The organism is Shinella sp. M31, assembly GCF_049199205.1.
Lineage (GTDB): Bacteria > Pseudomonadota > Alphaproteobacteria > Rhizobiales > Rhizobiaceae > Shinella.
Window position 1 is genome coordinate 13654 of the sequence record NZ_JBLZPH010000014.1, and the last position, 25834, is coordinate 39487.

Sequence of the window (25834 nt, forward strand, 5' to 3'; positions counted from 1 at the left end):
CATGGCGGCCAAGACACGCATTCTCGTGCCCGGCCCTATCCGTGAACGGGTGCTGGAACGACTGAAGGATCGCTTCGATGTCGTGCGGATCGAGCGGGCTGATCCGGCGCAGCTTGCCCGCTCGGAAGCCGCGGCCGTTTTCGGCATTGCCGTCTCGGGCGGCGTCGATGCCGCCTTGATCGAGCATCTGCCCTCTTTGGAGATCATCGCGAGTTTCGGCGTCGGCTATGATGGCGTGGATGTCTCCGCCGCCGCTTCCCGCGGCATTGCCGTCACCAACACGCCGGATGTGCTGAACGACGAGGTGGCCGACACCGCGATCGGGCTGCTGCTCAACACGCTGCGCCGGTTTCCGCAGGCCGAAACCTGGCTGCGCGAGGGGCGCTGGAAGCGCGAGGGCGCGTTTCCGCTGACGCCGCTCACCTTGCGCGGCCGCACGGTCGGCATCTACGGGCTCGGCCGCATCGGCCTTGCCATTGCCGAACGTCTCAAGGGGTTCGGTGTCGGGATCGCCTATCACACGCGGCGCCCGCGGGCGGATGTGCCCTATGCCTATTATCCGTCGCTGATCGAGATGGCAGAGGCGGTCGACACGCTGATCGCCATCGTGCCGAAGACGGTCGAGACCCACCGCACCATCGATGCGAGTGTTCTGCGAGCGCTCGGGCCGAACGGCGTGCTGATCAATGTCGGACGCGGCTGGACCGTCGACGAAGAGGCGCTTGCGCAGGCGCTCGAGAACGGCGTCATCGCCGCGGCCGGGCTGGATGTCTTCTACGACGAGCCGCATGTGCCGGAGGCGCTGCTGGCATTGTCGAATGTCTCGCTCCTGCCGCATGTCGCCTCGGCCTCCGTTGCGACGCGCGATGCGATGGCCGATTTGGTGGCCGACAATCTCCGGGCCTGGTTCGACACGGGCGCGGCGCTTACGCCGGTGCCGGAAACGCCCTTTACGCGAAAAACCGGGGCGGGGCCGGAAAGCCTTCGTTAACCCTTCGGCAAGTTTGGCGGCGCATGATCCCTCCGACGAGTCGTTGCGAAGGAGAATGCCATGAAGATGCTGATGATGGTCGCCGCAGTCGGTGTGGCCTCGTTCGGTCTCTGGAGCGTGGCTCATCACCAGGCGCCCGATATCGATCCGGTCGTCTCGAATTCGATCCCGGCCACCGCGACCGACCACGCCTATACGATCTCCAACGTCACGGCGAAGACGGCTTGCCTTGCCGAACGCGGCACCCGCATTTCCAGCCGCAGCGAACGCTTCACCGCAAATGCGGATTGCGATTCGGTCTGGCCGGGCCTCTCGGCGGCACGGACCTGGATCAACAATGGCGATGGCACGGTGGTTGTTGCGGATGCGCGCGGCGAGCCGATCCTGACCGTCGTCGACGGCGACGGTGCCTATGAGACGGTCGAACCCGCCGACGCCGTGGTCACGATGATTTCCGCCGATTGATCTCAGCGGCCTCGACGCGGGTGTCGGTCCAATCGAGCCGGCGCCCGTCGGAGGCGTGCAGAGCAAGTGGTGCGATCGGCTGACCCTTTTCGGCGTCCACCAGAACGGATCGCGGCTCACCCTCGCTGTAGAGATTGTTTTCTCCCCATTGCCGCAGCGCGACAATCACGAGGAAGAGGCCGCGTCCTTTCTCCGTGAGGGCATATTCCTGATAGGCGCTGCCGTCCGATGCCGGCACGATTTCAAGCACACCGGCGTCCACGAGATCCCGCAGGCGGGTGCTCAGCATGCCCTTGGCGATGCCGAGATTCTGCTGGAAGGCGCTGAAACGTTTGATGCCGTCGAAGGCGTCGCGCACGATCAGCAGCGACCACCAGTCGCCGATCGCATCCAGGGTGCGCGCGACGGGGCACTCGGCTTCACGAAAACTCTTGCGCTTCATGCTCGTCTCTCCACGCGAAATCCGGTCCTAAAATAGAACTGGAATGATTGTGCCGCAAGTGGTCTCATCATAGGACTTAATAGATGAGGACCGACCGTGGACACAATGACCGACACCGCCCGCCGCCCTGTTGAAACGGCGCCGCTTCTCTCCCGCGGGATGCTGCTGCTTTTCGCGGTGACCTGCGGAGCGAGTGTTGCCAACATCTACGCCGCCCAGCCGCTTCTCGACACGATCGCAGCGAGTTTCGGCATTGCACCCGGTGCTGTCGGCCTTGTCGTGGCATTGACGCAGATCGGGTATGCGGCGGGGCTCATCCTGATCGTCCCGCTCGGCGATCTCGTCGATCGCCGCAAGCTGATCCTCGTCCAGACGCTGCTTTCCGCAGTGGCCCTTTCTACCGTCGCGCTTGCGCCGAATGTGTTCGTGCTGTTCGGCGGCATGATCGTCGTGGGACTGCTGGCGGTGGTGGTTCAGGTGCTGGTGGCGATGAGTGCGGCCCTGGCGCGGCCGCAGGAGCGGGGCCGGGTCGTCGGGCTGGTCACGAGTGGCGTCGTCATCGGCATCCTTGCCGCCCGTTTCGTTGCCGGGGTGCTGGCGGATCTTGCCGGCTGGCGGATCGTCTACCTCGTCTCGGCGGGTCTCATGCTGCTGCTGGGTGTGCTTCTCGCCCGTGTCCTGCCGCGCGATCTGCCCGTTGCGAGCACGGAGCGTTATTCGGCGGTGCTGAAATCGATCCCGCGGCTTTTCCTGCACGATCGCGTCTTGCGTCTGCGCGCCGGCTTCGCCTTCCTGATCTTCGCGAGTTTCAGCACGCTGTGGACGGCGATGGTCCTGCCGCTCAGCGCCGCACCCTTCTCGCTCTCGCACACGCAGATCGGCCTCTTCGGCATTGCCGGGCTTGCCGGTGCGCTGGCGGCGGGCAGGGCGGGGCGGCTGGCCGACCAGGGGTTTTCCGGGCGCGTGACGGGGGTTTCGCTTACCCTGCTTTGCCTGTCATGGCTGGCGATCGGGTTTCTGCCCCGCTCGCTCGTCGTCTTTGCACTGGGTGTGGTGGTGCTCGATTTCGCTGTGCAGGCGGTGCATGTCACCAATCAGAGCCTGATTTTCGCGCACCGACCGGAAGCACGCAGCCGTCTCGTCGGCGGCTACATGGTGTTCTACTCGGCCGGTAGCGCGCTTGGCGCCATCACTTCGACGGCGGCCTATGCGCATTTCGGCTGGGTGGGGGTCTGCGGTGCCGGCGCGGCCTTCAGTCTGGCCGCGCTGCTTCTCTGGTCGCGCGATGCGATCAGGCGGACTTGACGGAGCCGAAGGGCAGAACGTCGGCCTTGTGGCCCTGCTTGACGGCGGCGTAGTCGCGCACGGCTTCGCCGAAGGCGGCAAACAGCTTGTTGGACGGCTGGTCGGAGCCGACCCAATATTCCGGATGCCACTGCACGCCAACCGCAAAGGCCTTCGCGCCGATAACGGAGACGGCCTCGATCGTGCCGTCTTCGGCGACGGCTTCCACCGCAAGGCGCGGGGCTCGTTCCGAAATGGCCTGGCGGTGCAGCGAGTTCACCTGCACATCGCCCGCGCCGACGATGCCGGCCAGGCAGCTGCCTTCCTTGACGGTCACCGTCTGGCGAATGCCATAGGCGACGTCGAGAACCGGCGTATCGGGCTTGCGGTGATCCCACATGCCCGGCTGCTCCTGGATCTCGTTGGCGAGCGTGCCGCCGAGCACGACGTTGAGTTCCTGAATGCCGCGGCAAATGGCGAGCAGCGGAATGCCGCGCTCCAGCGCGCGTGCGATCAGCGGCAGGCTGGTCGCGTCGCGCGCCCGATCATAGGGGCCTTCCGCATCGGTCGCTTCCTTGCCGTAGAGCGAGGGGTGCACATTGGTGCGCGAGCCGCTGACGAGAAGTCCGTCCACCCGGTCAAGAATGCCGTCGAAATCGTTGTCGTCCTCGAGCGCCGGCACGAGGAAGACGGTGACATCGGCGCCCTTTACGGCGGCGCGGACATACTGGTTGGGGGTGGCCTGCCAGACGTTGCCTTCGATCTCCCTGATATCGGCGGGGATGGCGACGACGGGTTTCGACATGATGGGCTCCAAAAAAGAAATACCAAAACAGGATTTGATATCAAATCTCGCCTCAGTCAATTCCCCCTTTCAGGCGAAATGACGGCGCAAGCCCCGAAAGGAGGCGGTAGGAGTCTAGGCGCGTGCGCCGGGACTGGCAAGATTTCACGGTTTACAATACGCAGGCTGTTAACCACGCATTTGCAAACAGCGATTGCACGCGTGAGAATTCTCCGCTGCGGGCTCGCGCAATACTATATCGGCTTGGAGTCAGGAAGTTGCGTCAAAAGCCTATGAAAAGTTGAGTTTGATGTACGAAAAGGCCGATTTCTGCAATATTGGGTTGAGTGCCTCTTCTCCGGGTTGAACAGGCGTGCAATAATGCCTGCGGGTACCCTTGTTATTGGGTAATTTCCCGAAATCATTCATTAAATGTTGGCCGGTAACCCTCACTCGTCATAGGGAGTGCCGAGTCCATGAAGGATAAGGGTCAAAATACACTGCCAGCTGATGTGTACCTTTCGTTCGTCAGCTCGCTGTACGGGAATCGCCAGACCCTTTTCGTGGGCATGATTTCGCATGTCATCACGTTCTCCTTCGTTTACGCAAAGACCGCCGATCCGTTCTTTCTCGCCTGCAGCGCGCTGGTCGTGCTTGTCTGGTCGTTGCGCGCGCAGGGCATGCGTCGCTTCGACCGCGTGGAGAAAAACGCGCTCGACATGGACGGCATCCGCTTCTGGGAAAACTGGTACAATACCGGCGCCGTCGGTACGACCGTCGTGCTCGGTTCGGCCTGCGGCTACAGCCTTCTTGTCAGCCGCGACAGTTTTGCTGAACTCGCGTGCATTTCCGTGACGCTCGCCACCATGGTTTCGGTGGTCGGCCGCAACTATGGCTCACGGCGCGCCGTGGACTACATCACGCTGTCGGCCTGTATTCCGATGGTGCTCGGCTTCCTCGGCCTGCAGGATTTTTATCATGCGGTGCTCGCCGTCCTCATCCTGCCCTTCATCCTGACGACGCGCATGATGGCGAATGGCGTGCGCGCCTTCCTCTATGAGAACGTGCTGGCCGCACGCGAGATTTCGACGATCGCCGACCGTTTCGACACCGCATTGAACAACATGCCGCACGGTCTGTTCATGCTGGATGCCGATCACCGCATCCTCGTGGCCAACCGCCGCGCCTGCGAACTCCTGCATCTCGGCAGTCAGGAACGGCTGAAGGATTGCCATCTCGACGTCGTGCTGCGTTATGGCGTGCGCAACACCTTCTTCAACGCCGATCAGAGCAAGGCGATCCTGCGCCAGCTCGACGAGCTCCTGAAAGGCGAACGCTCGCGCGCGCTCGTGCAGGTAACAGATGGGCTCTATCTCGAATTCACGGCGTCGACGCGGGAAAACGGCGGCGCCGTCTTGATCTTTGAGGACGTCACGGCGCGTGTCCGGGCGGAAAACAAGATCCTGCACATGGTGCGCTACGACAGCCTGACCGGCCTGCCCAACCGCACCTATTTCGCCGATCTCGTCCAGGAAGCGCTGGCTGAGCGCAAGAAGCCCGGTACGGTCGGCTTCATGGTCCTCGATGTCGACGACTTCAAGCATGTCAATGACATGAAGGGCCATGTCACCGGGGACCGGCTGCTGTGCGCCATCGCCGAGCGCGTGCGCCGCCTGGCCGGCGACAAGGTGCTGGCCGCGCACCTGATGGGCGACGAATTTATTCTGTTCTTCCCCAATGAGGGCAATCGCCGCGATCTGGAAACGCGCATGCGCCGCGTCCATGAACAGCTGCGCGGCACCTATGCCTTCGACGGCACGACGCTCCAGGTCTCCTTCTCCGCAGGTGGCGTCACTGTGCCGAGCGAGGATTTCCGGCTGGAGGAAATGCAGATCCGCGCCGATCTTGCGCTCTTCGAGACCAAGTCGCGCGCCAAGGGCGGTTTCACCCTGTTCGAGCAGGAGATGGATGCGCGCTATGTCGACCGGCAGAAGCTGAAGGACGACCTGCGCAAGGCGATCAACGACAATGCGCTGTCGGTCGCCTACCAGCCGATGTTCGTACCGGACGGGTCCCGCATCGAATGCTGCGAGGCGCTGTCGCGCTGGACGCATCCCGAACGCGGTCCGGTCGCGCCGAACGTCTTCATCCAGATCGCCGAGGAGATGGGCATCGTCTCCGATATCACGCGCTTCATGATCATGCGCGCCTGCGCCGACTGCGCGACCTGGCCGGCGCATATGAGCGTGTCGGTCAATCTCTCGGTGCAGGATTTGCGCGGCACCGGCATCGTCGACCTCGTCGCCGAAGCGCTGGAAACGGCCGGGCTCGCGCCGCATCGGCTGCATCTGGAAGTCACCGAAAGCTGCCTGATGGAAGAGCCGGTGAAGGTGCAGGCGATCCTGCAGGAACTGCGCGCCCGCGGCATCACGATCGCCATCGACGATTTCGGCACCGGCTATTCCAGCCTGAGTTATCTCGACCAGCTGCCGCTCGATCTCATCAAGATCGACCGGTCCTTCGTGCGCAATATCGGCGAGGACGCGCGTCGCTTCAAACTGCTGCGCGGCACGGTCAACCTGTCGCGCGAACTGGGCCTGCGCATCGTCATCGAAGGTGTGGAAACGCAGGAGCAGCTGGCGCTCATCAACAAGTATGAGTGTGCCGATCTCGTGCAGGGTTATGTCTTTGCGGCCCCGATGTCGCTCAGCGCGCTGCGCGATCTCTACGAGACGCTCGGCGGCACGCCCGGCAATTCCCATCGCAGCGGCCGTCGCGTCGCCTGATTTTCCTCAGCTTTTTTCGACAGCGTATGAAATCGATACGCAATATCAGTTTATTCAAAATTAGCGTTAACCACATATTAAGGTTAATGAATGGTATTTTACACAAATTGTCGTATATCGACGATTGTAGTGATGGCAGCTCGGTGGCTGCCGGCTTTCAATCGGGGATGTGCGCGCAATGGCGAGCGTGGATACGGCGACCAATCGTTTTTCGGACAAGCTTCTGGAACTGCTCGACCGGGTGGAATACCGCCGGGTGGAAACGGGCGAGGACATGGAAGAGGTCGCGCGCATCCGCTTCAAAGCCTACAAGATGGCCGACATCCTGCCGCTCAAGGGCAACACGCTGATCGACGACATCGATTTCGACAGCCACGCCTATGTCTTCGGCATCTACTATGAAGAGCGCCTGATCTCGACGGTGCGCCTGCATCATGTGACGCCGGAGCACCGCGTCAGCTCGTCGGGCTCGATCTTTCCGAACGAGATCAACGCCTTCCTCGATGCCGGCATGTCGCTGATCGATCCGGTGCGTCTGGCGGCCGATCCGCTGGTGCTGCGCGAAATGCCGGCGATCCCGTATCTGACGCTGCGCATCGCCACCATGGCGACGGACTATTTTGCCGTCGACCGCTGCCTGCAGCTCGTCAAGCCGCAGCATGCGGCTTTCTACAAGCGCGTCTTCGATGCGGACACGATCGTCGAGCCGCAGAAGGATTGCGGCGATTACAACATCGATCTCACCCTGATGGCGACCCGCACCAAGGAAACGCTGCCGCCGCTCTACAAGCGCTTCCCGTTCTTCAAGTCGGAAGCTTATGAGCGCCGCATGATGTTCGCGCGCGGCGGCGACATGCCGTTCAGCCCGCTGACCGTGCGCCCGACCGCCCGCCGCGCCCATTTCGGCCATGGCCAGATTCAGATTTCCGGCAACGCCTACGCCGGCTGAGACACGCGTAACGATGTCGCAGACGGGCCGGTTTCGAAGGAAACCGGCCCGTTCTGTTTCGGAAACGATACAGGGCCGAAAGCAGCCCCGTCCTTGCCGTTGCGCTTTGCCGGTCCAACGTGTATGGCCTGAAAGACATTGCGCTTTCGCGCATGAGGGAAAAACGGACCGCCTTGGGTCCAGGGAATATTAGGCGCTCGTCGGGTGGAGAGTGTTCCGGCTGGCGACGCAGGTGCTTAGGAGAAGGTACTATGGCTGAACATCATTCCGGACCCGTCGAAATGGGCGCTCCGATGGATTACCCGGAGCACGAGAAGACCTACAACCTCTTCATCGCCGGCGCCAAGTACGGCACGCTGTTCTGCGTTACCCTGCTGATTGCCATGGCTGCCGGTTTCTTCACCAGCGCCGGCTTCTTCAGCGCGCTGCTGCTGCTCATCATTCTCAACGTCGTCGGGTTCATCCTGCTTCGTTGATCTGAACATCTGCATTTCATTTGCAGTTTGTCGCGGCGCCATTCGGCGCCGTGATCCTACACGGCCAGTCTCGGGGGGAGGACCACGGTTTGAGTCAGTGTGTTTTTATAGCACGGGAAAGCGATGCAGCGGAGGGCCGCGTCGCGGGCTCCGTTGAAACAGTCAAGAAAATGAAGAGCCTGGGTCTCGACGTGCTCGTCGAGACCGGCGCGGGGCTTCGGTCCCGAATCCTGGATGCCGATTACGAGGCTGCCGGGGCGCGCATCGTAGGCGCAGGCGAGGCGAATGCCGCCGATGTCGTGTTGAAGGTGCGCAGGCCAACCGCGGCCGAGATTGCGACCTACAAGTCCGGCGCCATCGTCATTGCCACGATGGATCCCTACGGCAACGAAGCCGCCATCGCCGAGATGGCGAGGGCCGGTCTCACCAGCTTTGCCATGGAATTGATGCCGCGCATCACGCGGGCCCAGTCGATGGACATCCTGTCCTCGCAGGCCAACCTTGCCGGCTATCAGGCCGTCATCGACGCCGCCCATGAGTTCGACCGCGCGATGCCGATGATGATGACCGCCGCCGGCACCGTTCCGGCTGCCAAGGTCTTCGTCATGGGAGCAGGCGTTGCCGGCCTTCAGGCCATCGCCACCGCCCGCCGCCTCGGGGCCGCCGTCTCCGCGACGGACGTGCGTCCGGCTGCCAAGGAACAGGTTGCCTCGCTCGGCGCGAAGTTCATTGCCGTCGAGGACGACGAGTTCAAGGCCGCCGAAACCGCCGGCGGCTACGCGAAAGAAATGTCCAAGGAGTACCAGGCGAAGCAGGCGGCGCTCGTGGCCGACCATATCGCCAAGCAGGACATCGTCATCACGACGGCGCTTATCCCCGGCCGTCCGGCCCCGCGTCTCGTGACGCGCCAGATGCTGGCGGCCATGCGCACCGGTTCCGTTGTCGTCGACCTTGCGGTCGAACGCGGCGGCAATATCGAGGGCTCGGAACCCGGCAAGGTCGTCGAAGTCGAGGGCGTCAGGGTTATCGGCTATCTCAATGTGCCGGGCCGTATAGCGGCGTCGGCTTCCGCGCTTTATGCCAAGAACCTCATTACCTTCCTCGAGACCATGGTCGACAAGGAAACGAAATCGGTTTCGGTCAATGTCGAGGATGAACTCGTCAAGGCGACGATGCTGACCAACGGCGGCGCCGTGGTGCATCCGAACTTCGGCGGCTCGGTTCAGCAAGGGGAGGGTAAGTGATGGCGAACGAACTTCTCGACAAGGCAATCACCGATCTCGAACGTGCTGTCGAAGCCGTTCGCGCGGCATCCGAATATGTGCCGGATGCGGCTGCAGCCGCGGCCCATGGTGTTTCCGGCGGCGCGATCGATCCCTTCGTCTTCCGGCTTGCGATCTTCGTACTGTCGATCTTCGTCGGCTATTATGTCGTCTGGTCGGTGACGCCCGCGCTGCACACGCCGCTGATGGCCGTCACCAACGCGATCTCCTCGGTCATCGTCGTCGGCGCGCTTCTGGCCGTCGGCATCTCGCTTTCGGGTGTCGCGACCGGCTTTGGGTTCGTCGCGCTCATCCTCGCCTCCGTCAACATCTTCGGCGGCTTCCTCGTCACCCAGCGCATGCTGGCGATGTACAAGAAAAAAGAGAAGTGAGGGCGGACCGATGAACGTTAACTTCGCAGCCTTCCTCTACCTCGTTTCCGGGGTACTCTTCATCATGGCGCTCCGCGGCCTGTCACATCCGACGACCAGCCGTCGCGGCAACATGCTCGGCATGATTGGCATGGGCATCGCCATCGGCACGACGCTGCTTCTGGCAACGCCGTCCTTCGGTGGCCTCGTGCTCATCGTGCTCGGCCTTGCCATCGGCGGCGGTGCGGGCGCCTATATCGCCCGCTCGATCCCGATGACCTCGATGCCGCAGCTCGTCGCCGGCTTCCACTCGCTCGTCGGCCTTGCCGCCGTGCTGGTGGCCGCCGCCGCGCTTTATTCGCCGGTGTCCTTCGGTATCGGCCAGGTCGGCGAGATCCACGGCCAGGCGCTCGTCGAAATGGCGCTGGGTGCGGCCATCGGCGCGATCACCTTCACCGGCTCGATCATCGCTTTCCTGAAGCTCGACGGCCGCATGTCCGGCAAGCCGATCATGCTGCCCTACCGGCATGTCATCAATATCGTGCTGCTGGCGGCGATCGTCTTCTTCATCGTCGGCCTGACGCTGTCGGAAAGCCATTTCGATTTCTGGCTGATCGTCATGCTGGCGCTGGCGCTCGGCGTGCTCCTGATCGTGCCGATCGGCGGCGCGGACATGCCCGTCGTCGTCTCCATGCTCAACTCCTATTCGGGTTGGGCGGCGGCCGGTATCGGCTTCACGCTCGGCAATCTCGCGCTGATCATCACCGGCGCGCTGGTCGGTTCGTCGGGTGCGATCCTGTCCTACATCATGTGCAAGGGCATGAACCGCTCCTTCATCTCGGTCATTCTCGGCGGTTTCGGCGGTGACAGCGGGGCTGCAGCCGGCGATGACGGCGTGCAGCGCACGGTCAAGCAGGGCTCGGCCGATGACGCGGCCTTCCTGATGGCCAATGCCTCAAAGGTCATCATCGTGCCGGGTTACGGCATGGCGGTGGCGCAGGCGCAGCATGCCGTGCGCGAGCTTGCCGATGCGCTGAAGAAGAACGGCGTCGAGGTGAAATACGCGATCCATCCGGTCGCCGGCCGCATGCCGGGCCATATGAACGTCCTGCTCGCCGAAGCGAACGTGCCCTATGACGAAGTGTTCGAGCTTGAGGACATCAACTCGGAATTCGCCCAGGCGGACGTCGCCTATGTCATCGGCGCCAACGACGTGACGAACCCGGCCGCGCGCGACGACAAGTCCTCGCCGATCTACGGCATGCCGATCCTCGACGTCGACAAGGCCAAGACCTGCCTCTTCGTCAAGCGCTCGCTCGGCTCCGGCTATGCCGGCATCGACAATACGCTGTTTTACAAAGACGGCACGATGATGCTGCTCGGCGACGCCAAGAAGATGACGGACGATATCGTCAAGGCCATGAACCACTGAGACAATATCCGACGTCGAAGCATCGCTTCGGCGTCGGGCTAGGCATTGAACGAATGCTCCGAAATGAAAAAGCCCGCGAGACGATCGCGGGCTTTTTTGTATCTTCTATCGGCCTGATATCAGCTCGGCTGGGCGCCGCCTTTCGAGCGGGCGAGGCCGGCCTTGGCCGGGGCATAGTTCGGGTCGAGGCGCAGCGCCTGCGCATAGGACTTCGACGCCTTGCTCATCTCGCCGCGGCGTTCATAGATCAGCGCCTGGTTCGCCCAGGATTCCGCCAGCTTGCCGTCGAGGTTGATGGCGGTGTTGAAATCCTGGAATGCATTGTCGTCGTCGCCCTTGGCGGCGTAGGAAATGCCGCGGCCGTTATAGGGTTCGGCCGAGTTCGGCGAGAGCGAGATGGCCTTCGAGAAGTCCTCGATCGCCTTGTCGTGCTGGCGGCGTGCCTGGAAGATCAGGCCGCGATTGTGGTAGGCGCGCGGATCGGTCGTATCGAGTTCGATTGCCTTGTTGAAATCGCGGAAGGCTTCGTCGAGGCGGCCGGCCTGGCGGTAGAGATTGCCGCGGCCGATATAGGCGACGTCATAGCTCGGGTTGAGCTGCAGTGCGGTGTTGTAGTCCGCCGCCGCCTGCGCCTGGTCGCCCATGTTGCGCTCGACGAGCGCGCGGTTGGCGTAGGCCTGGTAGAAACGCGGCTTGAGCTCGATGGCGCGGTTGAAGTCGTCGAGCGCGCGACGATGCTCGCCGGCACGGCCATAAGCCGAACCGCGCACATTATAGGCTTCCGGATCCTGCGGATTGGCGGAGATGACGGCCGAGAGCGAGGCGATGTTTTCCTGCGAGCCCTGGGCGCGCTCGACCTTCAGCACATCCGTCGACGTCGTCGACTGGCAGCCGGTTAGAAAAAGCGCAAGCGACGTGGCCGCCACGGCGGCCATCAGGGGGCGGCGCATGCGGGCGGCCGAGGAGGGGAGACGATCGATCGGGAACCCGGTAGATGCAGCCATGTCCAAGTGCGAATCCTCAAAATGGGCGTCTTCGACGCTTCATGCGTGAAGACATAGGCTACGGCCTTGAAGGCAATTCCGGCAAGAGTGCGTAGCGATTTAGCCCGGAATTGCACGGGAAGTCTTTCACAACAGTGAAAACCTTCCTTTCACATCAAAAAAGGCGGCGGCGAAATATTCGCCCCCGCCCGGTCTTTCATCCGAAAACGTCGAAAAGACGACCGATTAACGGGCGCCCGGACGAGCGGAGACGCCGCCAGCTTCACGCTGGGCGCGCTTGCGGGCCAGCTTGCGAACGCGACGAACGGCTTCGGCCTTTTCACGCGCACGCTTCTCAGAAGGCTTTTCGAAATAGTCGCGCATCTTCATTTCACGGAAGATGCCTTCACGCTGCATCTTCTTCTTGAGAGCGCGGAGAGCCTGATCAACGTTGTTGTCGCGGACAAGTACCTGCACGAGAATCCCGTTCCTTTGGTTTTGTAAGCCCCGCGAGCACAGGTCGCCAGGCAAATAGATTACGTTCGCTCAGCCCGCAGGCTGGCAATTGGGGCGTCCGATAACAGATGCCGGCAGGGAAGTCCAGCCTGAAGCGCCCGCCTATTAAGGATATTTGCGCGGAGGGCCCGCAAGCCGGACGCATGTCGAGTGTTGGCGTGTCTTGTCGAGGCTTTGAAGTCGCCATTTTTTCGGGAGGGCGGGGCGCCGGTTTTGCTTTCCTTCAAGATGCCGGGTGCTTTGAAGGCAAACATCAAACACGCGACACCGGTCATGTCGCATGTGGTACAAGGTGCGCCTGAATGCGTCGCAAAGGATACGGCGTCCGGCGTCAGGATTTGCTTTCTATCGAGGCAGGAAACAGCCGGCTGCGGCCGGCGAGCGTTTGAGGATACGGGATGCGCAAATATTCGGTTTTCGCCGTGGCCCGCGAGGCGATGCGTGGCCATAAGGGGTGGGAGGCGCAGTGGACCTCTCCCGAGCCGCGCAAGGAATACGACGTGATCATCGTCGGCGGCGGCGGCCATGGTCTGGGCGCGGCCTATTACCTCGCCAAGGAGCACGGCATCACGAATATCGCCGTGATCGAGAAAGGCTGGCTCGGCGGCGGCAATACCGGCCGCAACACGACCATCATCCGCTCGAACTATCTCTATGACGAGAGCATGGACATCTACGAGCATTCCCTGAAGCTTTGGGAAGGCTTGAGCCAGGATCTCAACTACAACGTCATGTACTCGCCGCGCGGCGTGATGATGCTGTCGCACAATGTGCATGACAAGCAGTCCTTCCAGCGCCACGTCCATGCCAACCGCCTCTACGGCATCGACAACGAGTGGCTGACGCCGCAGCAGGCGAAGGACTTCGTGCCGGTTCTCGATATCTCCGCCTCTGCCCGCTATCCGATCAACGGTGCGGCGCTTCAGCGCCGCGGCGGCACGGCCCGTCACGACGCCGTCGCCTGGGGTTATGCGCGCGCTGCCTCCGATCGCGGCGTTCACGTCATCCAGAACTGCGAAGTGAAGGGCATTCGTCGCGGTCCCGATGGTGCGGTCACCGGCGTCGAGACGTCGAAGGGCTTCATCGGCGCCAAGAAGGTCGCCGTGTCGGCCTCCGGTCACAACTCGGTAATCCTTTCGATGGCCGATGTGAAGCTGCCGCTGCATTCCGTTCCGCTCCAGGCGCTCGTCTCCGAGCCGATGAAGCCGATCTTCCCCTGCGTGGTCATGTCCAACTCGGTGCATGCCTATATCTCGCAATCGGACAAGGGCGAGCTCGTCATCGGCGCCGGCACGGACCAGTACAATTCCTACTCCCAGACCGGCGGCCTGCAGATCATCACGCATACGCTCGATGCGATCTGCGAGCTCTTCCCGATGTTCCGCCGCGTCAAGATGATGCGCCAGTGGGGCGGTATCACCGACAACACGCCGGATCGCTCGGCGATCCAGGGCGTGACGCCGGTGAAGAACCTCTTCGTCAACTGCGGCTGGGGCACCGGCGGCTTCAAGGCGACGCCGGGTTCGGCCCACCTCTTCGCGTATCTCATCGCCAAGGGCGAGCCGCACAAGCTGGCTTCCGGCCTGACGCTCGACCGCTTCCGCACCGGCCGTCTCATCGACGAGGCAGCCGCTGCGGCCGTGGCTCACTGAGTTCCCATTTTTCACCCCGCGCGTCCGGCGGCCGAAGGGCCGGCCGGCGCGGGACAGGAGAAACCTGATGCTTCTCATCTACTGCCCCTATTGCGAGGAAGAGCGCTCCGAGCTCGAATTCCGCCATGGCGGCGACGCCCATATCGCCCGCTCGACCAATATCGCCGAGATCAGCGACGAAGAGTTCGAGGACTACTTCTTCCTGCGCGACAACCCGAAGGGCCTGATCTTCGAACGCTGGCGCCACATTCACGGCTGCGGCCGCTTCTTCAACGCGGCGCGCGATACGGTGAGCGACAAGTTCTATATGAGCTACAAGGCCGGTGAGCCGAAGCCGGACATTCCCGGCGTGACCACCGCCACCGAGAAAACCGTCGAAACCTATGAAGCCACGGAAGGAACCGCGAAATGAGCGGTGCTAATCGCATTGCCGGTCAGGGCCGCCTGACGCCCGCCAAGACGGCGCGTTTCACCTTCGACGGAAAAACCATCGACGCGCTGGTGGGCGATACCGTCGCTTCCGCGCTGCTCGCCAACGGCGTGCATCTCGTCGGCCGTTCGTTCAAGTACCACCGCCCGCGCGGCATTCTCTCGGCCGGTCCGGAAGAGCCGAATGCGCTGATCGACGTCTCCCGCGACGCCGCCCGCCGCCAGCCGAACGTGCGCGCGCCGGTGCAGGAAGTCTTCGACGGCATGAAGGTGGAATCGCAGAACCGCTTCCCGTCGCTCGCCTTTGATATCGGCGGCATCAACAACCTGCTGTCGCCGTTCTTCGCCGCCGGCTTCTACTACAAGACCTTCATGTGGCCGAAAGCCGCCTGGGAGAAAGTCTACGAGCCCTTCATCCGCAAGGCCGCCGGTCTCGGCGTCTCGCCGACGGAAGAGGATCCGGATCACTACGCCAACCGCTACGATCATTGCGACGTGCTGGTTGCCGGTGCCGGCGTTGCCGGTCTTTCGGCAGCGCTTGCCGCCGCCGAAGCCGGCGCCCGCGTCATCCTCGTCGACGAACAGCCGGAAGTGGGCGGCGCGCTGCACTACGACACGTCCGTCAAGATCGACGGCCAGAACGGTTATGACTGGGCGCAGGCGACGGCCGCCAAGCTGAAGGCGATGGAGAACGTCACCGTTCTCACCCGCACGACGGCCTTCGGCTACTACAATCACAATTTCGTCGGCCTCGTCGAGCGCGTCACCGATCACCTTCCCAAGCCGGACAGGAAGCTGCCGCGCGAACGGCTGTGGCAGATCCGCGCCAAGCGCGTCATTCTCGCGACGGGCTCGATCGAGCGCCATATGGTGTTCGCCAACAACGACCGTCCGGGCATCATGCTCGCCTCGGCCGCGCGCACCTACCTCAACCATTTCGGCGTCGCCGTCGGCCGCAAGGTCGGCGTCTATACGGCGAGCGACTCGGCCTATGAAGCGGCTTTCGACCTGAAGCGTGCCGGCGTCACCATCGCCGCCATCGTCGACAACCGCGAAAAGCCCGGCGATGCCGTGCTGACCGAAGCCCGCAGGCTCGGTATCGAGGTTCTGACCGGTCACTCGGTCATCGACACCAAGGGCAAGCTGCGCGTCTCCTCCATGTCGGTCGCCCGCAACGGCGGCGGTTCGGCCCGCTCGATCCCGGTCGATGCGCTGCTGATGTCCGCCGGCTGGACGCCCTCCGTGCATCTCTTCTCGCAGTCGCGCGGCAAGGTGGCTTATGACGCCGCTACCGGTCGCTTCCTGCCGGGCACCTATGCGCAGGATTGCCTTTCGGTCGGTTCGTGCAACGGCACGGACGGTCTTCAGGCGACGATCGAGGAATCGCTCGCGGCCGGCGAGCTGATGGCCCGCGCCACCGGCAATGAAGGCGGCAATAAGGTCGAGCTTCGCGGCGAAAACGCCTTTGAATGGACCGGCGGCATGGCGGGTGCGGCAGAGGGCGCTGGCATCGACACGACGGTCAAGGCCTTCGTCGACTTCCAGAACGACGTCTGCGCCAAGGACATCCGTCTCGCCGTGCGCGAAGGCATGCACTCGATCGAGCATATCAAGCGCTTCACCACCAACGGCATGGCGACGGACCAGGGCAAGCTGTCCAACATCCATGGCCTGGCCATCGCCTCCGAAGTGCTGAACCGCGAGATCCCGAAGATCGGCCTCACCACCTTCCGTGCGCCCTATACGCCGGTCACTTTCGGTGCGCTGATCAGCCATTCGCGCGGCGACCTGTTCGACCCGGCCCGCAAGACGCCCATGCACGCCTGGGAAGAAGCGCATGGCGCCGTCTTCGAAGACGTCGGCAACTGGAAGCGCGCCTGGTACTACCCGCGTTCGGGCGAGACGATGCACGACGCGGTCAACCGCGAATGCCGCACGGTGCGTAATGCCGCCGGCCTGTTCGATGCCTCGACGCTCGGCAAGATCGAAGTCGTCGGCCCCGATGCCGCCGAGTTCCTGAACCTGATGTACACCAATGCCTGGGATACGCTGAAGCCCGGCCGCTGCCGCTACGGCATCATGCTGCGCGAAGACGGCTTCGTCTATGACGACGGTGTCGTCGGCCGCCTGGCGGAGGATCGCTTCCATGTGACCACCACGACGGGCGGCGCGCCGCGCGTCATGCACCACATGGAAGACTATCTCCAGACGGAGTTCCCGCATCTCAAGGTCTGGCTGACCTCGACCACCGAACAGTGGGCGGTCATCGCCGTACAGGGCCCGAAGGCGCGCGAAATCCTCGAGCCGCTGGTCGAGGGCATCGACATCTCGAACGAAGCCTTCCCGCATATGAGCGTTCGCGAAGGCAAGATCTGCGGCGTGCCGACCAGGCTCTTCCGCATGTCCTTCACCGGTGAAGCGGGCTACGAAGTCAATGTGCCCGCCGATTACGGCCAAGCGATCTGGGAAGCCATCTGGGCACGGGCCGAACCGCTCGGCGCCTGCGCCTACGGCACCGAGACGATGCACGTGCTGCGCGCCGAAAAGGGCTACATCATCGTCGGCCAGGATACGGACGGCACGGTGACGCCGCACGATGCCAGCCTGAGCTGGGCCGTCTCCAAGAAGAAGACGGACTTCGTCGGCATCCGCGGGCTGAAGCGTCCCGATCTCGTCAAGGAGGGGCGCAAGCAGCTTGTCGGCCTTCTGACGAAGGATCCGAACGTGGTTCTCGAGGAAGGCGCGCAGATCGTTGCCGATCCGAACGAGCCGAAGCCCATGACGATGCTCGGCCACGTGACCTCGTCCTACTGGTCGGAAAACTGCGGCCGGTCGATCGCCATGGCGCTCGTCGCCGGCGGCCAGGCCCGCATGGGCCAGACGCTCTACGTTCCGATGCCGGACCGCACGATTGCGGTCGAGGTCAGCGACATGGTCTTCATCGACAAGGAAGGAGGACGCCTCAATGGCTGATCAAGCTCTTCGCAAGGCGCCGCTCGCCGGCCGCCATGGTGGTTCCTCTGGCGCGCGCGTCACGCCCGCCGGCCCCGCAACCCGCCTGGCGTTGCGCGCCGGTCCGGACGCCATCGGCACGCTGTCGCTGGCCTTCGGCCTTGAACTGCCGCAGCGCCCGAAAACCTCGGCCTCCGTCAGCGGCCGTCATGCGCTCTGGCTCGGGCCGGACGAATGGCTGCTGATCGACGAGAATGGTGCGGACCTGATGGGCATCGCGTCGGGCGTCTCGGCGCTGCATTCGGCGACCGACGTCTCCCACCGCAACACGGCGATCCTCGTCTCCGGCCCTGGCGCGGCCGCTGCCATCGCCGCGGCCTGCCCGCTCGATCTCGGCAAGGCGATCTTCCCGGTCGGTGCCGCGGCCCGCACCGTTCTCGGCAAGATCGAGATCGTGCTGCTGCGCACGGGCGAAGAGGATTACCGCGTCGAATGCTGGCGTTCGTTCTCCTCCTATGCCTTCGGCATGCTGGTCGAGGGTGCGGAAGACGCCGGCCTCTGATCTCAGAGGAAGCGGTAGAAAAACAGGGCTGTCTCCCGCGTGCCGGGGGACAGCCCTTCGTATAGGTGCCGATCATAGCCGCCGAGCGTAAAACCCTGGCGCAGATAGAAGCGGCAGGCCGCGACATTGTTCGTCTGCGTTTCCAGCCGGATGCCAGGCAGGACTTTTTCGCCGGCCCATTGGACGGCTTGCTGCATCAGCCGTTGCGCCGCGCCGGTGCCGCGCCACTCGGCATCCACGGCGATATCGTCGATGACGGCGAAGCGGTTCCAGCCCACCGACAGCGCCAGATAGCCGACGGGTGTTTCATCGCCGAGAACGACGAACAGCGCCTTGTCCTCGGCGCACAGGATCTCCGCCAGTTCCGCAGGATCGAAGCCGTAGCTCTTGGGATAGGGCTCGACCGGCTGCGCATGCGCCAGCCAGTCGCCCTCGAAGGGCGGCATGGCCTCGCGCGCGACGAGGAAGGAGAAGTCGCAGGCTTGAAGGACCGGCAGGTCCTCGGCCAAAGCAGGGCGGACCTTCACATGTCCTCCGGCCGATCCTTGGGATCGAACTGGATGATGGTGATCCAGTCCGCCGTCAGCGCCGGCTTGGTCTCGTCCTCGATCTCGACGGATACGTCATAGCGGATCGTCACCATGCCCGCACCGCGGAAGCGAGCCTCGGCGAGCATGAAGCGGCCGCGCACCCGCGCGCCGCTCTTCACCGGCGCCATGAAACGCACCTTCTCGAAGCCGTAATTGATGCCCATCGTCTGCTCGATGATGCGCGGCACGCAATCGTAATTCATCGCCGACAGCAGGGAGAGCGTCAGGAAACCGTGGGCGATCGTGCCGCCGAACGGGGTTTCGGCAGCGGCGCGAACCGGGTCGGTGTGAATGAACTGATGATCCTCCGTCGCCACGGCGAAGCGGTCGATCATGGTCTGATCGACGGTAAACCAGCGCGACAGGCCGATTTCCGTGCCGACAAGGGCGGTGATGTCCTTCAGATGAATGCTGTCTGGCATATGCTTTCCTGCCGCTCGATTCGGCGCCTTCTAAAGCACTTCCGCTTTTCTTCGAAAAGCGAAACGCTCTATCTCTTTGTTTCCGCGCAATTCCGGACGCAAAACCGCTGCGCACTTTTGCTGAAACTGCTTTAGAGAGACGGTTTGTCCGGGCAATGAAGTTCAGTGCTTTTCGACAAAAATTTCGACGCTACGGGGATGAAGCAGGCCGACGGGCGGTTGGTTGACGGAGATGAGGCTCACCCAGCCGTGTCCTTCGGACGGCGGCAGAGCCAGCGCCTGCTCACCGTGCGTACGGTTGATGGCGATTGCGAGGCGGACGCCCTGTTGCTGTTGCAGATCCGCCGTCCTGAAAAGCGCCAGCAGCGTGCCGTTGAACGGTGCTTCCCAGTCGCCGATGCTCATCGGATGGCCGGCAAGTGTCAGCCACTCTACGTCGCCGTCCCGCAGGAATGCCGTCTCGGAAAGGGCGGGAAACCGCTTGCGGATCGCCGAGAGCATGGCCGTGTGTTCGATCAGGCCGTCATCCAGCCGGTCCCAGTGCATCCAGGTGATCGCATTGTCCTGGCAATAGGCATTGTTGTTGCCGCCCTGGCTGCGACCACCCTCGTCGCCGGACGTCAGCATGATGGTGCCGCGCGAGAGGAAGAGGCTGGAGATGAGGGCCTTCACATCGGCGCGGCGGGCGGAGAGCACGGCGCCATCGGTCGTGGCGCCCTCCGCACCGTTGTTCCAGGAATGGTTCTCGTTGTGGCCGTCCCTATTGTCCTCGCCGTTCGCGTCATTGTGCTTCACGGTGTGGGAGACGAGATCCATCAGGGTGAAACCGTCATGGGCGGCGAGGAAATTGACGCTGCGCGTCTCCTCCCCGCCGTGCCGCGAGAAGATATCCGAGGAGCCGGCGAAGGCGGTGACGAAGGCGCCGAGACGATGGCTGTCGCCGCGCCAGAAGGTTCTGGTGTCGTCGCGGTAACGGTCGTTCCATTCGAGGAAGGGGGCCGGGAAATTGCCGAGCTGGTAGCCGCCGGGGCCGATATCCCAGGGTTCGGCGATCAGCACGCGATCCTTCAGCAGCGGGTCGGCGCAGATTTTGGATAGCAGGGCCGAGCGGGCGGAAAAGCCGTCCGTCTCGCGGCCGAGAATCGTGGCGAGGTCGAAACGGAAGCCATCGACGCCGGCATGGCGCACGAAATGGCGCAGGCTGTCGAGCACGAGCTGGCGCACGACGGGGTGCTCGCCGGCAATGGTGTTGCCGCAGCCGGTGTCGTTGATCAGCTCGCCGAGGCGATCCGGTACGTGGCGGTAATAGGTGAGGTTGTCGAGGCCGCGCATGGAGAGCGTCGCGCCATGCCGGTCGCTCTCGCCGGAATGGTTGAAGACGAGATCGAGGATGACGCCGATGTTTTCGGCGCGCAGGGCTGCGACCGTGTCGGCCAGCTCCTTCATGCCGCCGGGCACGAGGCGCGGATCGAGCGCCATCAGGGCGATCGGATTGTAGCCCCAGCTGTTGGAAAGGCCGAGCGGCAGCAGGTGGCGCTCGTCGATCCAGGCAGTGATGGGCATCAGTTCGACGGCATCGACGCGGAGGCGTTTCAGATGGGCGAGCACGGCGGGATGGGCGAGCGCAGCGACGGTGCCGCGCATCGCCTCGGGCACCTCGGGATGCAGCATGGTGAAGCTGCGCACGGCGACCTCGTAGATGAAGCCGCCGGGGCGGAAGAGCGGCGGCTTGATCGCGACGGGCCGGTCCCTCACGACGACGGCCTTGGGCACGATATCCGCCGTGTCGATACTGAAGACGGCGAGGCGGCCATCGTGCCGGAAGGCACGGTCCAGCTGCTTGGCATAGGGATCGACCAGCAGTTTCGCTGGGTCGAACCACAGGCCGTGGTCCGGCGAATAAATACCGTCGGCGCGAAAACCGTAGCGCGTACCCTCCGTGGCGCCTTCGACGAAGACGCGGTGGAAGCCGCTTTCGTCCCGCCCCATGGCGAGGCGGGCGAGTTCATTGTCGCCGTCATTGTCGAACAGGCAGAGTTCGACGCGAGCGGCATCGCGGGAATAGACCGCGAACTCCACCCCGTCCCCGGAGAGCGTGGCGCCCGGTGCGAAGGAGGGGACGGTGATGGTCATGTCAGGTGATCACCGTCGGCGCGTTGCGGCCGGTCCGTGTCTTGATGCCGGCGATTTCGTCGGCGACAGCGATGAGATCGGCCAGCGCCTCCTGCGTGTCGATGGCGTGGCGGGCGGCATCGGGCTCGAAGCGCTCGATATAGACGCGCAGCGTCGCGCCCGACGTGCCGGTGCCGGAGAGGCGGAAGACGACGCGGGAGCCGCCGACGAAGAGGATGCGGATACCCTGGTTCTTGCTGACGGACTGGTCAACCGGATCGTTATAGGCAAAATCATCCGCCGTCTCGACGGTGAGCGCGCCGAAGGATTTGCCGGGCAGCGTGGCAAGCTGGTCGCGCAGGTTGGCCATCAGGCCGTTGGCCGCTTCGGTGTCGACTTCCTCGTAGTCGTGGCGGGAATAGTAGTTGCGGCCATAGGTCGCCCAGTGCTGCTCGACGATGGCGAGCGTGCTTTCCTTGCGCACGGCGAGGATGTTGAGCCAGAGCAGCACGGCCCAGAGGCCGTCCTTCTCGCGCACATGGTTGGAACCGGTGCCGGCGCTTTCCTCGCCGCAGATCGTCGCGAGGCCGGCATCGAGCAGGTTGCCGAAGAACTTCCAGCCGGTCGGCGTCTCATAGATGCCGATGCCAAGCTTTTCGGCGACGCGGTCAGCGGCGCCCGAGGTCGGCATGGAGCGCGCGATGCCCGCAAGGCCCTTGGCATAGCCGGGCGCGAGATGGGCATTGGCGGCAAGCATCGCCAGGCTGTCGGAAGGCGTGACGAAGATGCCCTTGCCGATAATCAGGTTGCGGTCGCCATCGCCATCGGAGGCGGCGCCGAAGTCGGGCGCATCCTCGGCCATCATCGTTTCGTAGAGCGCGCGGGCGTGCACGAGGTTGGGGTCGGGATGGTGGCCGCCGAAATCCGGCAGCGGCATGAAGTTCAGCACCGAGCCCTTGGCGGCGCCGAGGCGGTTTTCTAGGATTTCCTTGGCATAGGGGCCAGTGACGGCGCTCATCGCGTCGAAAACGATGCGGAAGCCGCCGGCCAGATGCTGGCGGATCGCGTCGAAGTCGAACAGGCTTTCCATCAGCTCGGCATAGTCGGCGACGGGATCGATGACGGTGACCGTCATGCCCTCGATCTCATGGCTGCCTTCCAGGTCGAGATTGATGTCGGCGACATCAGCGATCTTGTAGCTGTCGATGGTCTTGGTGCGGGCGAAGATCGCGTCGGTGATCTTCTCCGGTGCCGGGCCGCCATTGCCGATATTGTATTTGATGCCGAAGTCTTCCGTCGGGCCGCCGGGATTGTGGCTGGCCGAGAGCACGATGCCGCCGAAGGCCTGGTTCTTGCGGATGACGTTCGATGCGGCGGGCGTCGAGAGAATGCCGCCGCGACCGACCAGCACGCGGCCGAAACCATTGGCGGCCGCCATCTTGATGGCGAGCTGGATGACCTCGCGATTGTAGAACCGGCCGTCGCCGCCGATGACCAGCGTCTGGCCCGCAAAGCCTTCCAGGCTGTCGAAGATCGACTGGATGAAGTTCTCCGCATAGTTCTTCTGCTGGAAGACGGGGACCTTCTTGCGCAGGCCCGACGTGCCGGGCTTCTGGTCGCTATAGGGCGTGGTCGAGACGGTCTTGATGGTCATGGCTTACACTCGCGAAAGAAGGCTGGAATAGAGGTCGGCGTAGCGCGCGGCGCTGTTTTCCCAGGAAACGTCGGATTTCATGCCCTGGTTCTGGATGCGGCCCCAGATTTTCGGTTCGTTATAGGCTTTGAACACCCGGCGCAGCGCCTGGCGAAGCCCGTCGGCATTGATGGGCGTGAACTGGAAACCCGTGGCGACGCGGGCGGACAGCGCCGCTTCGTTGGCATCAATGACCGTATCGGCAAGGCCCCCGGTGCGCGCCACGACGGGAATGCAGCCATAGCGCAGGCCATAGAGCTGGGTCAGGCCGCAGGGCTCGAAGCGTGACGGGATGAGGATGGCGTCGCTGCCGGCCTGCATCAGGTGCGACAGCGGTTCGTTATAGCCGATGACGATGCCGATGCGCCCGCGATGGCGCGAGGCGGCTGCCAGCAGCGCGCCCTCCAGCGCCTGATCGCCGGAGCCGAGCACAGCAAGTTTGCCGCCCTGCTCGACGATCCAGTCGGCGACTTCGGCGATCAGATCGATGCCCTTCTGCCAGGTCAGGCGGCTGATGATGCAGAAGATCGGGCTGGTGTCATTCTCCAGGCTGAAGCGCTCGGCGACCGCCTGCCGATTGACGGAGCGTTGCTTGAGCGAGCCGGCGGCATAGGGGCGGGCGATGTTGGCGTCGGTCTCGGGGTTCCAGACGGCCGTGTCGATGCCGTTGACGATGCCGACGAGATCGCTGGAGCGGGCATTGATCAGGCCCTCGAGACCCATGCCGTATTCCGCCGTCATGATCTCGTGCGCGTAGGTCGGGCTGACCGTGGTGATCGACCAGGCGGTGCGAAGCCCGCCCTTGAGGTAGCCGACATCGCCGTAATATTCGAGCCCGTCCATCGTGAAGGCCTCGGGCGGTAGCGCGAGCCCCGCGAAGATATCAGCGCCGAACTGGCCCTGGAAGGCGAGGTTGTGCACGGTCAGGACGGTGGGAATGTGCTGCAGCCCGGTATAGCGCATATAGACGGCGGTCATCGCCGCCTGCCAGTCATGCGCATGCACGATGTCCGGCCGCCAGTCCGGCAGCAGGCCACGGGCGATCTCGGCGCCGGCGAAGGACAGCGCCGCGAAGCGCCGCCAGTTGTCGGTAAAATCCTTGCCCGTGGCATCCACATAGGGACCGCCCGGCCGGTCGTAATAGGCCGGGGCGTCGAGCACAAGGATATCGAGGCCTTCATGCGTGGCGGCGAGGATGCGCGCGGGCTCGCCGAGCAGGTCGTCGAACGCGGCGACCACCTCGACCGCGCCCAGCCGCTGCATGACCACGGGATAACCGGGCATGAGCGTGCGCATGCGCATTCCATGCCCGGCAAGCGCGATCGGCAGCGCGCCGGCGACGTCGGCGAGGCCTCCCGTCTTGATGAGCGGGAATACTTCGGATGCCACCGAAAGGATGTTCATGACGCGGCTAGAGCTCCAGCTTGTCGATCATCGGTTGGGTGATGAGGCAGATGCCGTTCTCCGAGCGGCGGAAGCGGCGGGCGTCGAGTTCGGGATCCTCGCCGACGACAAGGCCTTCGGGAATGACCACGCGGCTGTCGATGACGACGTTCTTGAGGTTGGCATGGCGGCCGATCATGACGTTCGGCAGGACGACGGCCCCTTCCAGGCGGGAATAGGAATTCGCCCTGACGCCGGTGAACAGCATGCTGCGGTTGAGCGAGGCGCCGGAGATGATGCAGTCGCCCGAGACGAGCGAGGAGATCGCCGAGCCGCGGCGGTTTTCGTCGTCATGCACGAATTTGGCCGGCGGCTTGATCTCGGCGAAGGTCCAGATCGGCCAGGAACTGTCGTAGATGTCGAGTTCCGGCGTGATGTGGGTCAGGTCGATATTGGCCTGCCAGTAGGCATCGATCGTGCCGACGTCGCGCCAGTAGGCTTCGCGCTCGAAATTCGAGCGGACGCAGGATGCATTGAAGCGGTGGGCGACGGCTTTGCCGTTCTGCACGATATAGGGGATGATGTCCTTGCCGAAGTCGCGGCTGGAGGTCGGGTCGGCGGCGTCGCGACGCAAGAGGTCCATCAGGAACTTGGTGTGGAAGACGTAGATGCCCATGGAGGCAAGCGCGAAGTCGGGATTGCCGGGAATGCCCGGCGGGTCGGCCGGCTTTTCCACGAAGGCGATGATCTGGTCCTTGTCATCGACATGCATGACGCCGAAGCCGGTCGCTTCCATGCGCGGCACTTCCAGGCAGCCGATCGTCACCTGCGCGCCGGAATCCACGTGCTGCTGGAGCATCAGCTCGTAGTCCATTTTGTAGATATGGTCGCCGGCGAGGATGACCATGTATTCGACGCCGTAGTCCTCGATGATATCGATGTTCTGGTAGACGGCATCGGCGGTGCCCTCGTACCACTGCGTCTCGGAGACGCGCTGTGAGGCCGGCAGGATGTCGAAGCTTTCGTTACGCTCCGGGCGGAAGAAGTTCCAGCCGCGCTGCATGTGGCGGATCAGCGAGTGCGCCTTGTACTGGGTGGCGACGCCGATACGGCGGATACCGGAGTTCAGCGCGTTGGAGAGCGCGAAGTCGATGATGCGGGCCTTGCCGCCGAAATGCACGGCCGGCTTGGCGCGGCGGTCGGTCAGCTCCTTGAGGCGGCTTCCTCGTCCGCCGGCCAGGACATAGGCCATCGCGTCACGGGCGAGGGGTTGAATACGCTTTTGCTCCATAGTGTCG

General features: G+C 63.6%; 23 protein-coding genes. 13 read left to right on the top strand and 10 right to left on the bottom strand.

Going from position 1 to position 25834, the window contains the following annotated elements; genetic code table 11:
- Position 1: 1 nt before the first annotated feature.
- On the top strand, positions 2 to 991 hold the full coding sequence (locus ACOZKU_RS02665; protein WP_421577545.1) for a 2-hydroxyacid dehydrogenase: 990 nt from the start codon (positions 2 to 4) through the stop codon (positions 989 to 991).
- Positions 992 to 1051: 60 nt separating this feature from the next.
- On the top strand, positions 1052 to 1456 hold the full coding sequence (locus tag ACOZKU_RS02670; RefSeq protein ID WP_421577546.1) for a hypothetical protein: 405 nt from the start codon (positions 1052 to 1054) through the stop codon (positions 1454 to 1456).
- Here the strand turns inward: ACOZKU_RS02670 and ACOZKU_RS02675 are convergent.
- Positions 1434 to 1898 (bottom strand): winged helix-turn-helix transcriptional regulator, encoded by a 465-nt coding sequence (locus tag ACOZKU_RS02675; RefSeq protein WP_421577547.1) that lies wholly within the window; start codon positions 1896 to 1898, stop codon positions 1434 to 1436. The genes ACOZKU_RS02670 and ACOZKU_RS02675 overlap by 23 nt on opposite strands.
- Positions 1899 to 2003: 105 nt before the next feature.
- Here ACOZKU_RS02675 and ACOZKU_RS02680 point away from each other — a divergent pair, with 105 nt between their 5' ends.
- Positions 2004 to 3203, top strand: a complete 1200-nt coding sequence (locus tag ACOZKU_RS02680; protein WP_421577566.1) for an MFS transporter — start codon at positions 2004 to 2006, stop codon at positions 3201 to 3203.
- Here ACOZKU_RS02680 and ACOZKU_RS02685 read toward each other — a convergent pair.
- Complete coding sequence (locus tag ACOZKU_RS02685; RefSeq protein ID WP_421577548.1) at positions 3190 to 3987, bottom strand: gamma-glutamyl-gamma-aminobutyrate hydrolase family protein; 798 nt, start codon at positions 3985 to 3987, stop codon at positions 3190 to 3192. The genes ACOZKU_RS02680 and ACOZKU_RS02685 overlap by 14 nt on opposite strands.
- 455 nt (positions 3988 to 4442) lie before the next feature.
- Here ACOZKU_RS02685 and ACOZKU_RS02690 point away from each other — a divergent pair, with 455 nt between their 5' ends.
- The 6 genes from ACOZKU_RS02690 (at position 4443) to ACOZKU_RS02715 (ending at position 11242) form a co-directional block, all read left to right on the top strand.
- A complete protein-coding gene (locus ACOZKU_RS02690; RefSeq protein ID WP_421577549.1) occupies positions 4443 to 6752 on the top strand; it encodes a putative bifunctional diguanylate cyclase/phosphodiesterase in 2310 nt (769 codons plus the stop codon).
- A 178-nt stretch (positions 6753 to 6930) separates the two neighbouring features.
- Positions 6931 to 7701 (top strand): N-acyl amino acid synthase FeeM domain-containing protein, encoded by a 771-nt coding sequence (locus ACOZKU_RS02695; RefSeq protein WP_314086495.1) that lies wholly within the window; start codon positions 6931 to 6933, stop codon positions 7699 to 7701.
- 251 nt (positions 7702 to 7952) lie between these two features.
- The gene (locus ACOZKU_RS02700; RefSeq protein WP_314086492.1) at positions 7953 to 8177 is read left to right on the top strand and encodes an aa3-type cytochrome c oxidase subunit IV; all 225 of its coding nucleotides are present in this window, start codon (positions 7953 to 7955) and stop codon (positions 8175 to 8177) included.
- An 89-nt stretch (positions 8178 to 8266) separates the two neighbouring features.
- The gene (locus ACOZKU_RS02705) at positions 8267 to 9421 is read left to right on the top strand and encodes a Re/Si-specific NAD(P)(+) transhydrogenase subunit alpha (RefSeq protein ID WP_421577550.1); all 1155 of its coding nucleotides are present in this window, start codon (positions 8267 to 8269) and stop codon (positions 9419 to 9421) included.
- Positions 9421 to 9831 (top strand): NAD(P) transhydrogenase subunit alpha, encoded by a 411-nt coding sequence (locus ACOZKU_RS02710; protein WP_023515780.1) that lies wholly within the window; start codon positions 9421 to 9423, stop codon positions 9829 to 9831. The genes ACOZKU_RS02705 and ACOZKU_RS02710 overlap by 1 nt, the downstream gene beginning before the upstream one ends.
- Positions 9832 to 9841: 10 nt before the next feature.
- The gene (locus ACOZKU_RS02715; protein WP_314086485.1) at positions 9842 to 11242 is read left to right on the top strand and encodes an NAD(P)(+) transhydrogenase (Re/Si-specific) subunit beta; all 1401 of its coding nucleotides are present in this window, start codon (positions 9842 to 9844) and stop codon (positions 11240 to 11242) included.
- Between the two features lie 119 nt (positions 11243 to 11361).
- Here the strand turns inward: ACOZKU_RS02715 and ACOZKU_RS02720 are convergent, their stop codons facing one another.
- Entirely contained in the window at positions 11362 to 12246 is an 885-nt protein-coding gene (locus ACOZKU_RS02720; RefSeq protein WP_421577551.1) for a tetratricopeptide repeat protein, read from the bottom strand.
- 225 nt (positions 12247 to 12471) lie between these two features.
- Complete coding sequence (gene rpsU, locus ACOZKU_RS02725; RefSeq protein WP_117370596.1) at positions 12472 to 12702, bottom strand: 30S ribosomal protein S21; 231 nt, start codon at positions 12700 to 12702, stop codon at positions 12472 to 12474.
- 437 nt (positions 12703 to 13139) lie between these two features.
- Here rpsU and ACOZKU_RS02730 point away from each other — a divergent pair, with 437 nt between their 5' ends.
- The 4 genes from ACOZKU_RS02730 to ACOZKU_RS02745 all read left to right on the top strand — a co-directional run bounded on the left by ACOZKU_RS02730 (position 13140) and on the right by ACOZKU_RS02745 (position 18336).
- Positions 13140 to 14393, top strand: coding sequence for a sarcosine oxidase subunit beta family protein (locus ACOZKU_RS02730; RefSeq protein WP_421577552.1), 1254 nt, complete (start codon positions 13140 to 13142; stop codon positions 14391 to 14393).
- A gap of 67 nt (positions 14394 to 14460) precedes the next feature.
- Entirely contained in the window at positions 14461 to 14805 is a 345-nt protein-coding gene (locus tag ACOZKU_RS02735) for a sarcosine oxidase subunit delta (protein WP_314086481.1), read from the top strand.
- On the top strand, positions 14802 to 17795 hold the full coding sequence (locus ACOZKU_RS02740; RefSeq protein WP_421577553.1) for a sarcosine oxidase subunit alpha: 2994 nt from the start codon (positions 14802 to 14804) through the stop codon (positions 17793 to 17795). Before ACOZKU_RS02735 ends, ACOZKU_RS02740 begins: the two co-directional genes overlap by 4 nt.
- Positions 17788 to 18336: a sarcosine oxidase subunit gamma gene (locus tag ACOZKU_RS02745; protein ID WP_421577554.1), complete on the top strand. Its 549-nt coding sequence runs from the start codon at positions 17788 to 17790 to the stop codon at positions 18334 to 18336. Before ACOZKU_RS02740 ends, ACOZKU_RS02745 begins: the two co-directional genes overlap by 8 nt.
- A 2-nt stretch (positions 18337 to 18338) precedes the next feature.
- Here ACOZKU_RS02745 and ACOZKU_RS02750 read toward each other — a convergent pair whose 3' ends face one another.
- The 6 genes from ACOZKU_RS02750 to glgC form a co-directional block, all read right to left on the bottom strand.
- The gene (locus ACOZKU_RS02750) at positions 18339 to 18863 is read right to left on the bottom strand and encodes a GNAT family N-acetyltransferase (RefSeq protein ID WP_421577555.1); all 525 of its coding nucleotides are present in this window, start codon (positions 18861 to 18863) and stop codon (positions 18339 to 18341) included.
- Positions 18860 to 19348 carry a MaoC family dehydratase gene (locus ACOZKU_RS02755; RefSeq protein WP_421577556.1) on the bottom strand — a complete coding sequence of 163 codons (489 nt, stop codon included), beginning with the start codon at positions 19346 to 19348 and terminating at the stop codon, positions 18860 to 18862. Before ACOZKU_RS02755 ends, ACOZKU_RS02750 begins: the two co-directional genes overlap by 4 nt.
- 162 nt (positions 19349 to 19510) lie before the next feature.
- Complete coding sequence (glgX, locus tag ACOZKU_RS02760) at positions 19511 to 21481, bottom strand: glycogen debranching protein GlgX (RefSeq protein WP_421577557.1); 1971 nt, start codon at positions 21479 to 21481, stop codon at positions 19511 to 19513.
- 1 nt (position 21482) lies between these two features.
- A complete protein-coding gene (locus ACOZKU_RS02765; protein ID WP_421577558.1) occupies positions 21483 to 23114 on the bottom strand; it encodes an alpha-D-glucose phosphate-specific phosphoglucomutase in 1632 nt (543 codons plus the stop codon).
- A gap of 3 nt (positions 23115 to 23117) precedes the next feature.
- Positions 23118 to 24557, bottom strand: a complete 1440-nt coding sequence (gene glgA / locus ACOZKU_RS02770; protein ID WP_421577559.1) for a glycogen synthase GlgA — start codon at positions 24555 to 24557, stop codon at positions 23118 to 23120.
- Positions 24558 to 24564: 7 nt separating this feature from the next.
- Positions 24565 to 25827: a glucose-1-phosphate adenylyltransferase gene (glgC, locus tag ACOZKU_RS02775; protein ID WP_117370586.1), complete on the bottom strand. Its 1263-nt coding sequence runs from the start codon at positions 25825 to 25827 to the stop codon at positions 24565 to 24567.
- Positions 25828 to 25834: the final 7 nt, after the last annotated feature.